This window comes from Verrucosispora sp. CNZ293 (assembly GCF_002754655.1).
This window is the reverse complement of record NZ_PEFR01000001.1, coordinates 6,427,663-6,440,040: the sequence shown is the minus strand read 5'-3', so window position 1 is coordinate 6,440,040 and position 12,378 is coordinate 6,427,663. Positions and strand designations below refer to the sequence as shown.

Below are 12,378 nucleotides of genomic sequence, written 5' to 3'. Positions count from 1 at the left end.
CGGCCCGTGGCATGTCGGCCCCCGCAATACCTTCGCGTCCGATATATTGCTCGGGTGGACACTCCGCTACGCGAGCCAACCTTCCTCATCCTGACCGCACTCGCCCGCGAGCCGACGCACGGCTACGCGATCATCGGCGAGGTCGCGACCCTCTCCGAGGGGCGACTGTCGCTGCGCCCCGGCACCCTCTACGGCGCGTTGGACCGGCTCACCGACGCCGGCCTGGTCGAACTCGACCGGGAGGAGACCGTCGACGGGCGGCTGCGCCGCTACTACCGCCTCTCCCCCACCGGTGACGCGACGCTCGCCGCCGAGACCGAACGCCTGCGCCGCAACGTCGAGGCCGCCACCGCCCGGCTCCGCGCCCGCTCGGTGCAGCCGCTCGCACCGCGTACCGCCGGAGGTCTGGCATGAGCGAGCGTCAGCGAGCGAATCATCAACGCGGTGCGCTGGTGCCCCAGGCCGGCACGCAGCGAAGCGGAGGGCCGGCATGAGCACGCTTGAGCGTCGATACCGGCACCTGCTGCGGGCGTACCCGACGGACTATCGCCACGACCGGGGCGACGAGATCGTCGGGACGTACCTCGACCTGGCGGACCCGCGACGGCGCTGGCCCTCGCTCGCGGACGCCGCCGACCTCGTGCGTGGCGGCCTCCGCCAGCGGCTGCGGGCCGCCGGCGCCACCGACCTGGCCCCCGGGGTACGCCTTGCGGCGCTGCTCGCGCTGACCACCGCCGCCTTCCTGGCCGGCTTCTGGACGCTCGTCGAGCAGAACCAACCGCCCGCCGAGGCGGGCGTGCTGGTGTTCGGCCCGTTCACGTCGACAGGCATCGTCGCGTGGCTGGCGTGGCTGGTCGTGGCGGTCCTCGTGCTCGTCGCACCGGGCCGGGCCACCCGGGTGGCCGTCGCCGCAGCGGTGCTGGCCACCGTGGCGGTTCTCCTGGTGAGCCCGATCGCCGGGCTTCCCCGGCCGCCGCTGTTGGTGCTGGTGCCACAGATCGCCCTCGGCGTGCTGGCGCTCGCCGTCGACGGTCACCTGCCGCTGCCGGCTCGGGCCCTGCCGATCGCGGCAGCGGTGGGTGGCGGCGCATTCGTCGCCGGGGCCGGCAACAAGCTCTACTGGGGCTCGTACCGGTGGACCTCCGAACTGCTGCTGCCGGCCGCCGGGGCGGTGCTGTTGGGGGTCGGGCTGCTGCTCGCGGTCGGGTTGGCCATGCGTCGGGACTGGCGGGGTGGCTGGGCGGTGATCGCCCTGCTCACCCCGGTCGGCCTGCTCAGCGTGCACATCCTGGCCGGGGCGGTGGACGGCCTCAACGGCGCACCGCGTCCGACCTACCCGACCCTTGTCGGTGCGGCGCTCACCGTCGGGCTGCTCGGGCCGGCCGTGCTGCCGGCCGCCGTGGCCCTGCGACGTCGCCTCGGCGGCAGCCCTGGCGAGCCCTGCCCCACCTGCGGCACCCGCCGCTGACCGCACCCCTGTCGCGCCGGGCCCAGGCCGCCAAGGACGACATGCCCGGGCTACACCGCACCCTTGCGGTCACACCTCTCGGACACGCCGCCCACGATCGTGGCGTGTCCGAGAGGTGTGACAGTTCCGGTGCTGTCGCAGCGGCGTGTCGGGCACCTTTGCTGCCACGGTTCGGGCGTGTGCCAGCGCGGATCCGGGATCAGTGGGGTGGGGACGTTCTCGGTGGGCGGTGGGCGGACAGGGATCGGATGACTACGGCGAGGACCAGGATCGTCATCGCGATCGCGCCCGGGGCCTTGGTCAGCCGAGCCAGGCTGGTGCCGTCCGGCAGGGCGAGAAACGAGGCGAGCGCACACGGCAGCGCGAACCACCCGGTCCGGCTACCCGCCACCGCGAGCAGCGCCAGCGGCCAGGTGGCGTACCAGGGATGAAACACCGGCGCGAGCACCACAGTCGCCCCCAACGCCACCCCCGCACCCCCCAACACCACCCCACCCCCACCTCCACCCCCAGCCGAGGCCTCGTTGATCATGAAGTTATTGCCCGGGCAAGCGCTTGCCCATGGCAATAACTTCATGATCAACGAGGCTGAGTGGGGGTGGGGGTGGGGGGTGGAGAGGGTGTGGGACCAGAGGAGGGGGAGGAAGGCTGCCAGTAGGAGGAGTCCGGCGATGCGGGTTACCGGGACCGCGTCGGGTTGCCGGCCGAGCAGCTCACCGACGTAGTCGACGAGCATGCCGACGGCTGTCGACGGCGAGGTCCACTGCACGGTGTCGCCGCTGCGGCCCAGCCCACCGAGCCAGCCGAGCCCGAGACCGGTCAGCAGTGAGGGGCCCAGCAGCCCGCCGAAGGCCCCGACAGCCAGCAGGCCACCGTCGCGCAGCAGCGCCCGCGCGACGGGCCGCCCCCGCACGGCGGCCAGCGCCGCGAACGGCAACACGACCACGGCGGTGGCCTTCACCGACACCGCCAGCCCGAACAGCATCCCGGCCACCAGCAGCACCCGGACCCCACCTGGCGAGCCCAGCCGCCCCGGACGGTGGACCAGCAGCAGCAGGGCGGGCAGGAGCAAGCCGAGCATCACCGCGTCGTTGTGTGCCCCGGCCACCAGGTGCACCCCGACCAGCGGGCAGGCCAGCAGCAGCCAGGTCGCCCGCCGGGGCGGGACGCCGGCTGCCCGAGCCAGGCCGGGCAGGCAGGCCGCTGCCGCCAGCACGCCCGCGAGGGCCAGCACCCGCAGCAGTACCAGGGTGCCGACCAGTCCGCCGCCGAGCACCACTGTCAGCGCGGCGAGCAGCACGAAGAGCGGCCCGTACGGTGCCGGGGTGTCCCGCCAGACCGGCGCGACCGCCTCGACCCAGGGGCATCCGGCCGCGGCCACCCCGGTGACGTACGGATCACCACCGTCGGCGTAGATCCAACCCTGGCAGGCGTACGAGTAGACGTCCCGGCTACCCAGCGGGGCGGTCACCAGCAGCGGCAGCGTCCACCACCCGACTGTCACGTACGCCCACCTGGTCGACGGGGCACCGGCGCGCAACGCCCACCAGGAGCCGACCATGGCGACCGTGCCGAGCAGCCACAACGTGACGGTCAGCGGGCCGCCATCGGGGGCGGTGATGGGCTCGGGCAGGGCACCGCCGAGATATCCGGCGACCGCCAGCAGCAGCGCCCCGACCAGTCCGGCGTACCGGGCCAGTGAGTCGCGAGGGCCCGCAGGCCGGGCATCGCCGAGCCCCGGATCGCTGCGGGCGCCGGACGCGGAGCGGGGACCGAGGTGGGAACGGGCGCCGGGATCGGTCACCGGCCGTACCTCTCCTCCAGTGCGGTGTCCAGGGACGCCCCGCCGGAACTGGCCTACTCGACAGGCACCGGTTGCCGGGCCGCCGTCCGGGCCTCCTTCGCCGACCGTACCAAGCGGACCGTCACCACGATCACGAACAGCGTCATCAGCGGCGCACCCACCGTCTTGGTGTACCGGGGCAGCCCGGTGCCGTCGGCCAGCACCAGGAACGCGGCGTAGACGGTCACCGCGCTGAACCACCAGGTGCGCTGCGCGGTGGCGGCGAGCAGCGCCAGCGGCCAGAACCAGTACCAGGGGTGGAACAGCGGGGCGAGCGCCACCGTCGCGGTCAACGCCAGCGCGGCGTGCCAGAGCGGTTCGCGGTGGCGGGCCCGGAACCACAGCCACACCAGCACTGCCGCCAGCACCAGCACCGCGATGGCCCGGGTCACCGGCAGCGCGTCGATGTGCTGGCCGAACGGCAGCGCCAGGTAGTTGACGGTCTGCCCGACGGCGGTCGGCGGAGAGGTCCAGGCGACCACCTCGTTGCCGTGCGACAGGCCGGTGATCCAGCCGAGGTCCAGCCCGGCGGCGAGGGTCACCCCGAACAGCGTGGCCACGGTTCCGCCGACCACAGGCGTGCCGTGGCGCAGCAGCGCGCGCAGCGAGAAGCCGCCGGTGATCGCGGCGAGCGCCGCGAACGGCACCACCACCAGCGCGGTCACCTTGATGCCGGCGGCCAGGCCGAGCACGACGCCGCCGGCCAGCAGCGGCCAGGGCCGCCCCGGGCGGCTGACCACCACGGCCAGCCCGGCCACCAGCAGCCCGACCATCAACGCGTCGTTGTGCACGCCGGAGATCAGGTGCACCCCGACCAGCGGGCTGGCCAGGGCGAGCCAGAGGGCGCGCTCGACAGGTACGCCGCAACGGCGGGCCAGCACCGGCAGGCTGGCCGCGGTCAGCACCACACCTGCCACGGCGAGTACCCGGAACAGCGCGATGCTGCCGATCAGGGAACCTGTCGCGGCGACGACCGCGCCGGAGAGCACCACGAACAGCGGGCCGTACGGCGCGGGAGTGTCCCGCCAGATGTACGACATGGTGTCCAGCCACGGACAGGGCAGCGTGGAGACGCCGTACTCGTACGGGCTGATGCCGTTGGCGTAGCTCGCCCCCTGGCAGGCGTACGCGTAGGCGTCCCGGCTGCCCAGCGGCGGGGTGAACAGGAACGGCAGCACCCACAGCCCGGCGGTGACCAGGGCCCATCGGACCGACGGCACCCGGTCCCGCAGCGTCCACCAGGCCACCACCATGGCCGCGGTGCCGAACAACCACAGCCCGATGATCAGCGGACCGTTCGGCCCCAGCCAGATCTTGACCGGGTTGGGTCGCAGGTCCCCGTCGGGCAGGGCGCCCCCGAGGAACGCCGCCACGGAGAGCATGATCGATCCGGCCAGTCCGGTCCAGCGAACGAGGTGATGGGGCACGTCCGCCATGCTGCCAGTACCGTGCGCGCGGTCCGGAGGTGGGCATCATCAGCGGCCGGCATCAGCCGGCCGGACAGCGCCAGACCGGCCCAACCCCACCGGACAGCTGGGCAGTGCCGGGCCGGGCCTCAGCCGGACGGGCAGTGGCCGGTCGGCCGCAGGCTGCTGGTGATCTCGAAGGTGCCGGCAGTTCGGGCCCGAACCGTGGCCCACCCGTCCGCGCCGGGGCTCAGGCAGCCCGCTCCGGCCGCCAGCGACAGCCAGCGGGACCACCGGACCCGGACCAGCACGTCGGCCGGAGTGTCGATGGTGAATCGGACACCAGCGTCGTCGGACCCGACGAGCCGAGCCGGACCGGAGACAAGCGGTTCCGGGTCGAGCACCTGGTACAGCCGCCACTGCCCGGGGCGACCGACCTCCCGCAGGTACGGCTGGCCGGCCAGGATGAGCGTCGCCTCGGCCTGGCCGTACCGGTCCAGCGCCGCGTCCGGCGCGACGGCGACGTAGCTGACGGCGTTCCGGCGCAGCCACTCGCCGTACCGGTCGGCGTCGAGGCTGCCGTCGTAGAAGAGGGCGTTGCGTCCCACGTCGGCCTGCCGCTCCCAACCCCGGGCCAGGGGCACGACGGCGGCCACGAACGCGCTCTCCCAGTGATCCCGCAGCGGCACCACCTCGATCCGCCCCACAGGTGCCCGCCGTGCCAGCTCGTCGAGCAACGGTTCGTGGAAGGCGGCGTACGCCGGTGCCGAGCCACGGCGGACGATGTCGTTCGTCATCACCGGGGACTGCCACCAGAACAGCGCGACGAGCAGCACGGCCATCCATCGTCGGCCGAGCCCGACGTAGGCCGCGACGAGCGGCAGGGCGAAGAGCATCGGCAGGCGCAACGCGTTCGAGCCGACCGGGCTGGGCAGGTAGTAGGCCGCGATGAGGAGCGACACGGTGAGCGCGGCACCGACCCGCAGGGCCCGGACCGGCACGAGCGCGAGCACCACCACGGCCAGGGCGAGGTTGATCCGCAGTGATTCGGCGCTGAACGGCTGCCAGCCACCGTTGCCGAAGAGCACCGCCATCGGCGCCACCGTCACCAGCGGCGCCAGGCAGAGCACCAGGGCGGCGGCGCCGGGTCGCCGGTGCCGCCGGATGTCGAGGATCAGGAGGGTGCCGCCGGCGACACCGAGGAAGAGGCCGGCCACCGGGCTGGCGGCCGTCGCCAGCACCGCCGCCGCACCGGCCGCCGACAGCCGCCACCAGCGCGCCCCTCGGGGCACGGCGACGGCGCAGAGCGCGAGCAGCGCCCACATCAGGCCGACGGCGAAGGTGATCCGGCCACTGGCCAGGTTCCCGACCAGGACGACCGCGCCCAGCAGACCGCCGAGCAGTGGGCGGCGGGCGCCGGTAAGCGTCAGCAGCCAGGCCAGTGCCACGGCGGAGACGACAGCGGCGACCGCACCGACCGTACGCACCCCGATCAGCGCGCCGAGCGTCTGCGTGTAGAGGCTGTAGCCGAACTGGTTGACCCCGCCGTACCAGGAGAAGTCCAGCGGGGCGAGACCGTTGCGCTCAGCGAAACCCGCGCGGGCCACCTGCGCCGAGAGATCGGTGCCCATGGGCGGGGCCAGCAGGAACGCGACAGCCAGCAGCAGCGACACCACGAGCGCACCGAGGACGGGGTGGGCCGACCCCGATGCCCCGTTACCTGGCGCAGGGTCGGCGGCCCGCCCGTCCGGGACGGCAGCGTGGCTCGATGTCGGCACCGAGCAGTCCTACCACGGTCGGTGACCGGCAGTGGTGGCGGGTGGCCGCGCTACATCTCCAGCACGCGTTCGGTGGCGGCGCGGGAGCGACGGCCGGTGCGCAGGTACTCGTCGAGGAACTCGCCCGGGTCCTCGTGGCCGAGCAGCCGGACCACGCCGGCAAGTTCCACGCCGTGCCGGGGCAACTGGTCGCCGGCACGGCCCCGGACCAGCATCAGCGCGTTGCGGACCTGCGCGGCGAGCGTCCAGCCGGCGGTCATCGCCTCGGCGTCCGCCGGATCGACGAGGCCCGCGTCCCGAGCGGCGGCGAGGGCGTCGAGGGTACGCGTGCCGCGCAGTCGCGGGTACGCGCCCGCGTGTCGGAGCTGGAGCAGTTGCACCGCCCACTCGACGTCGGCCAGGCCGCCCCGGCCCAGTTTGGTGTGGGTGGCCGGGTCGGCGCCACGCGGCAGCCGCTCGGTCTCCACCCGCACCTTGATCCGGCGGATCTCGATGATCTGTTCCCGGGTCAGTCCGTCGGCCGGGTACCGGATCGGGTCGATCATCTGCTCGAAGCGGGTGCCCAGCTCGGCGTCGCCGCAGACGCAGCGGGCGCGCAGCAGCGCCTGTGCCTCCCACACCCGCGACCAGCGGGCGTAGTACTGCTGGTAGGCGGCGAGGCTGCGGACCAGCGGCCCCTGCCGACCCTCGGGACGCAGGTCGGCGTCGACGCCGAGCGGCGGATCCGGTGCCGGCATGCCGAGCAGCCGCCGCAGTTCCTCGGCGATGGCGTGCGCGGCGGCGCTCGCCGCGCTCTCGCTGACCCCCTCCGGAGGTTCGTAGACGAAGAGCACGTCGGCGTCGGAGAGGTAGTTCGACTCGTATCCGCCGAGCCGGCCCACCCCGATCACCGCGAACGTGAGTCCCGGCAGGTCCGGCTGGGCGGCCCGGGCGGTCCGCAGCGCGGCGGCGAGGGTCGCGTCGGTGACGTCGGAGAGCGCCGTGCCGACAGCTGTGACGTCGGCCAGGGCGGGCGTCGTTCGGCCGCCGTCGGGGCGGGCCGGGGCGATCGAACCGGCCCGGCTGAGCACGTCGGCGCAGGCGAGGCGGAGCAGTTCCCGGCGGCGCAGCGCGCGTACCGCCCGGGTCGCCTCGACCGGGTCGCTGTGGCGGGCCGCGGCGGCGGTGAGACCGTCGACGAGCACCTCGCGTGGCCGTGGGCTCAGCTCGCTCTCCTCGGCGAGCAGGCGCAGCGCCTCCGGCTCCCGGGTCAGCAGGTCCGCGACGTACCGGGAGGAGGAGAGCACCCGGGCCAACCGGCGGGCCACCGGCCCGGAGTCGCGCAGTAGCCGCAGGTACCAGGGGGTGCTGCCGAGGGAGTCGGAGACCTGGCGGTAGTTGAGCAGGCCCCGGTCCGGCTCGGGCGCGTCGGCGAACTCGCTGAGCAGCACCGGCAGCAGGGTGCGCTGGATGGCGGCGGTGCGGCTCACCCCGCCGGTGAGGGCCTGGAGGTGACGCAGCGCCCCGGCCGGGTCGGCGAAGCCGAGGATCTCCAGCCGGTTGCGGGCCGCCTGCGGGGTCAGCCGCAGCCCGTCGGCCGGTACCCGGGCGACCGACTCCAGCAGCGGCCGGTAGAGCAGCTTGGCGTGCAGTCGGCGTACCTCTGAGGCGTGGGTGACCCACTCGGCGCGGAACTCCTCGACGGCGCTGCGACCGGGCGTGGCGGTGTAGCCGAGCGCGGCGGCGAGCCAGCGCAACGCGCCCGGCTCGGTCGGTACCGTGTGCGTCCGACGGAGGCCCTGAAGTTGCAGCCGGTGCTCGACGCTGCGCAGGAAGCGGTAGCCGCGCAGCAACGCCTCGCCGTCGGCCCGGCCGACGTAGCCGCCGGTGACCAGCGCGCGCAGGGCGGGGATGGTGCCGGGTGGCCGCAACGTCTCGTCGCCCCGGCCGTGCACCAGTTGCAGCAGCTGCACCGCGAACTCGATGTCGCGCAGCCCGCCGGGACCGCGTTTGATCTCGCGTTCCAGCTCCTTCGGCGGGATGTGGTCAATGATCTTGCGCCGCATCGCCCGGACGTCCTCGACCGCCTCGGGACGCTCGGCGGCCTGCCAGAGCAGCGGCGCCAGCGCGTCGATCCACTCCTGGCCGAGCGCCAGGTCACCGGCGGCCGGGCGGGCCTTGAGCAACGCCTGGAACTCCCAGGTCCGGGCCCAACGCCGGTAGTAGGCCAGGTGGCTGGCGAGGGTCCGCACCAGCGGCCCCCGGGTGCCCTCCGGGCGCAGGGCCGCGTCGACCGGCCAGGCGACCAGGCCACAGATGTGGATCAGCCGGGTGGCCACGGTGGTGGCGATGGTCAGGTCGTCGTCCTCGGCCGCCACGAAGATCACGTCGACGTCGGAGACGTAGTTCAGCTCGCCGCCGCCGCACTTGCCCATCGCGACCACGGCCAGGCGCGGTTCCCGGGTGCCCTCGGGCAGCTCCGTCACGGCGATCTGGTAGGCGGCCGACAGGGTGGCGTCGGCAAGCGCCGAGAGCGCGGCCATCGTCTGTTCCAGGCCGCGTCCGCCGGTCAGGTCGGCCGCCGCGACCCGCAGCAGCGCCAGCCGGTACGCCCGCCGCAGCACCGCTACCGGGTTGCCCGCGCCGGAGAGGTCGAGCCGGCCGTCGGCGGTCGGGGCGAGGCCGTCCGATTCGGTACGCAGCACCGGCCACTGGTCGGGGTTGGCCACCAGGTGATCGCCGAGCGCCGAGGAGGCACCCAGCACGGCGAGCAGCCGGCGACGCAGACCCGGATCGTCGTGCAGCGCGGCGAGCAGCAACGAGCCCGCGCCGATGCCGCCGGCCGCACCGCTGTCGGCAGCGTCCTCGCCCGGGGTGGCATCGGCGGGGGTGGCCGTGTGGCGACCGGGCCCGGTGCCCCGCTGCCGCACCGCTGCGCCCGTGCCGTTCGGCGCCGTTGTCGCACGGTGCTCCGCCTCGACCAGGCGATGCAGCTGGCGCAGCGCCAGATCCGGGTCGGCGGCCCGGGACAGCGCGGTGAGCAGCTCCTGGGCCTGCTCGCCTGTCGGTTCCTGCGTCCGTGGCCGCCACAGGTCGAGCCCGTCCGGCCCGAGCAGGTCGGCGGCGCGGGCCCGCGCGTCGTCGTCGGTGACGCCGAAGCCGTAGCGGGCGAGCCGGCCCGTGGCGCTTGTCGGCCGGCCCATCAGTGCCCGAGCAGGGGCAGGCTACGACGCGACCCGTCGTCCAGCTCGCCGAGGGCGAGCGCGGCGAACCGCGCCGCGAACGGCTGCCAGACCTCCTCGACATCGACCATCACCGCGTCGCAGGCGGAGATCACCAGCTGCGGGTCGTAACCCAGCTCGGCCAGCAGCACCGAGTCGGTGGCCCAGTCGGCGATCATCGCGGTGTCGCACTCGATGTGGAACTGCAACCCCCAGGCCCGGTCACCGAGGCGGAACGCCTGGTGCGGATAGCGGGTGGAGGCGGCCAGCAGGGTGGCACCGACCGGCAACTCGGTGATCTCGTCGGCGTGCCACTGCAACACGTCGGGGATCAGCGGAACGTACCGGAAGAGCGGATCGGACTCGGCCGCGTCGCGCTTGCCGACCACGGCAGGCCCGACCTCCGGCCCGGACGGGCTGCGGACCACGGTGCCGGCATGGGCGGTGGCCAGCAACTGCGCGCCGAGGCAGACACCCAGGGTCGGCAGGCGGTGCCGCACCGCCTTGCGGAGCAGCTTCTCCACGGCCGGGAACCAGGACGCCCCCGGCGCGCCGTCGGTGAGCGGGTAGGCCTGCTGGTCGCCGCCGAGCACGACCAGGGCGACGTACCCGTCCAGGTCGGCGGGGAGGGCGTCGCCCGCGTGCGGGCGCACCACCGACAGCTCCAGCCCGGCTTCGGTAAGCCACTCCCCCAGCCGGCGCGGGTCGTCGGTCGGGTCGTTCTCGATCACCAACGCGGTTGCCACATCGTCGAGGCTATCCGGTCTCGCCGATCCGATCAGCGCGAGGGATCGGTGCGCTGTCCCGCGCGTCGGCGCGGTCCCGGGCGATCCGGTGAACCCTTCCCGGCCAGCGCAGTAGGCTCTGCCGCTGTGTCCGACCGCAGCGCGCCCGACGACGTCGTACGCCCACCCGCCCTGCGCCCCGGCGACACGGTGATGCTGGTGTCACCGTCCGGACCGACCCGTCCGGAGCGGGTGGCCCGGGGCGTGGAACTGCTCACCGGCTGGGGTCTGCGGCCGGTGCTCGCGCCCAACGCGTACGCCCGGCAGGGTTACCTGGCGGGGACGGACGCGCTGCGGGCGGCCGACCTGAACACCGCGTTCGCCGATCCGCAGGTGCGCGGGGTGATCTGCACCCGGGGCGGTTACGGCGCGCAGCGGGTGGTGGACGCCATCGACATGGCGGCGGTACGCCGTGACCCGAAGGTGGTTGCCGGGTTCTCCGACATCACCGCGTTGCAGCTGGCGCTCTGGCGCGGCGCCCGGCTGGCCGGGGTGCACGGTCCCGGGGCGGCCTGGCGCGACGAACGCACCCCGCTGGCTTCGGCCGAGTCCCTGCACGCGGCGATGACCAGCACCGAGCCGGTCACCGTGCGCGCCGTCGAGGGTGAGGAGACCTTCGGCGTACGCGTCCCGGGACGGGCCACCGGCCGGCTGCTGGGCGGCAACCTCTGCCTGGTCGTGGCCTCCCTCGGCACCCCGGACATGCCCGACCTGACCGGCGCGGTGCTGCTGCTGGAGGACGTGCAGGAACCGCCGTACAAGGTCGACCGGATGCTGACCCAGCTCCGCCGGGCCGGCGCGCTGGACGAGTTGGCCGGGGTGGCGGTGGGACAGTTCACCGACTGCGCCGACGGCTGGGACACCACCGTGGCCGACGTGCTCGTCGAGCGCCTCGGCGACCTGGGCGTACCGGTGCTGGGTGGCCTGCCGATCGGTCACGGTCCCGGTCAGCTCACCGTTCCGGTAGGCACCCGGACGACGCTCGACGCCGACGCCGGCACCCTCACGGCGGTCGCCGCCGTCCGCTGACCACTTGTCGGGATTGTCCGTATTCTTGGCCGGGATTGCCAGCTCGCTGACAGCTTCGCCATGGTTCGCGCCCAGCCAGGCTCGTCACTGTCGGTGACGTCATCGCATCACCGACGAGTTGGAGGAACGATGTCCCGCACGATTTCGAAGAAGCACCTGCTGGCCGGCCTGGCCGCGGCCGGTGTGCTCGGCGTGGGGATCGCCGCTCCCACCGTGGCGCTCGCCGACGACAAGGCCACCCCGAGCGCCAGCGCGAGCAGCGAACCGCGGGGTGACCGCCAGGAGCAGCGGGCCACGCGGCATGCGGAGTTCGCCGAGGCGCTGGCCGAGGAACTGGGCGTGCCGGCCGAGAAGGTGACCGAGGCGCTGGAGAAGCTGCGCGAGCAGCACCAGCCGCAGGGCCGGACGGACCGCGAGGGCCACCGGGGATTCCCGTGGCGCGGCGATGGTCCCGCCGAGGGCCGTAAGGGCGGCGATGGTGCCGCCGAGGGTGGCGCGGGCGAGCGGCGGACACCCCCGTCGGCCGAGGAGCGCAAGGAGGCGCTGGCCGAGCGGCTCGCGCAGGCGGTCGAGGACGGCAAGCTGACCCAGGAGCAGGCCGACGCCATCACCGCAGCCGTCGAGGCCGGTGTGTTCGGCGGCTGGGGCGGACCGGGCGTTCGTGGCGACGCGGGCGAGTCCGCCGGCAAGTGACACCCCGGCCGGCACCACCCGTCGCGGCGTGCGCGGCGTACGCCCGTCCCGTAGCGGTGTGGGCGGTACGTCCGCCCGTCGCGGCGGGTGGGCTGAACGGCCTGGCCGAATGCGGTCCCGGCTGACACAGGCGAACCAGGTGAACGGCGGCCCCGCGCCACTCCTGCGGGGCCGCC

The 12,378-nt window shown here is 74.2% G+C and carries 9 protein-coding genes; 4 read left to right on the top strand and 5 right to left on the bottom strand.

What is annotated here, in order from left to right; translation table 11 throughout:
* Positions 1 to 54 precede the first annotated feature (54 nt).
* Positions 55 to 414 carry a PadR family transcriptional regulator gene (locus CLT74_RS29435; protein ID WP_099850805.1) on the top strand — a complete coding sequence of 120 codons (360 nt, stop codon included), beginning with the start codon at positions 55 to 57 and terminating at the stop codon, positions 412 to 414.
* Between the two features lie 76 nt (positions 415 to 490).
* Positions 491 to 1,468 (top strand): hypothetical protein, encoded by a 978-nt coding sequence (locus CLT74_RS29430; protein ID WP_099850803.1) that lies wholly within the window; start codon positions 491 to 493, stop codon positions 1,466 to 1,468.
* Positions 1,469 to 1,667: 199 nt separating this feature from the next.
* On the opposite strand, the gene mptB (CLT74_RS29425) is transcribed toward CLT74_RS29430, so the two are convergent.
* The 5 genes from mptB (CLT74_RS29425) to CLT74_RS29405 all read right to left on the bottom strand — a co-directional run bounded on the left by mptB (CLT74_RS29425) (position 1,668) and on the right by CLT74_RS29405 (position 10,474).
* Complete coding sequence (mptB, locus tag CLT74_RS29425; protein ID WP_099853381.1) at positions 1,668 to 3,167, bottom strand: polyprenol phosphomannose-dependent alpha 1,6 mannosyltransferase MptB; 1,500 nt, start codon at positions 3,165 to 3,167, stop codon at positions 1,668 to 1,670.
* 158 nt (positions 3,168 to 3,325) lie between these two features.
* Positions 3,326 to 4,738 (bottom strand): polyprenol phosphomannose-dependent alpha 1,6 mannosyltransferase MptB, encoded by a 1,413-nt coding sequence (gene mptB / locus CLT74_RS29420; RefSeq protein WP_199172284.1) that lies wholly within the window; start codon positions 4,736 to 4,738, stop codon positions 3,326 to 3,328.
* A gap of 128 nt (positions 4,739 to 4,866) precedes the next feature.
* On the bottom strand, positions 4,867 to 6,495 hold the full coding sequence (locus CLT74_RS29415) for a hypothetical protein (protein WP_143697222.1): 1,629 nt from the start codon (positions 6,493 to 6,495) through the stop codon (positions 4,867 to 4,869).
* A 50-nt stretch (positions 6,496 to 6,545) separates the two neighbouring features.
* Positions 6,546 to 9,677, bottom strand: a complete 3,132-nt coding sequence (locus CLT74_RS29410; protein WP_099850797.1) for a bifunctional [glutamine synthetase] adenylyltransferase/[glutamine synthetase]-adenylyl-L-tyrosine phosphorylase — start codon at positions 9,675 to 9,677, stop codon at positions 6,546 to 6,548.
* Positions 9,677 to 10,474 carry a type 1 glutamine amidotransferase gene (locus CLT74_RS29405; RefSeq protein WP_099850795.1) on the bottom strand — a complete coding sequence of 266 codons (798 nt, stop codon included), beginning with the start codon at positions 10,472 to 10,474 and terminating at the stop codon, positions 9,677 to 9,679. Before CLT74_RS29405 ends, CLT74_RS29410 begins: the two co-directional genes overlap by 1 nt.
* Before the next feature lie 159 nt (positions 10,475 to 10,633).
* On the opposite strand from CLT74_RS29405, the gene CLT74_RS29400 reads away from it, so the two are divergent.
* Together CLT74_RS29400 and CLT74_RS29395 are read left to right on the top strand one after the other, a co-directional pair.
* The gene (locus CLT74_RS29400; protein ID WP_099853375.1) at positions 10,634 to 11,509 is read left to right on the top strand and encodes an LD-carboxypeptidase; all 876 of its coding nucleotides are present in this window, start codon (positions 10,634 to 10,636) and stop codon (positions 11,507 to 11,509) included.
* Between the two features lie 129 nt (positions 11,510 to 11,638).
* Positions 11,639 to 12,202 (top strand): hypothetical protein, encoded by a 564-nt coding sequence (locus CLT74_RS29395; RefSeq protein ID WP_099850792.1) that lies wholly within the window; start codon positions 11,639 to 11,641, stop codon positions 12,200 to 12,202.
* Positions 12,203 to 12,378: the final 176 nt, after the last annotated feature.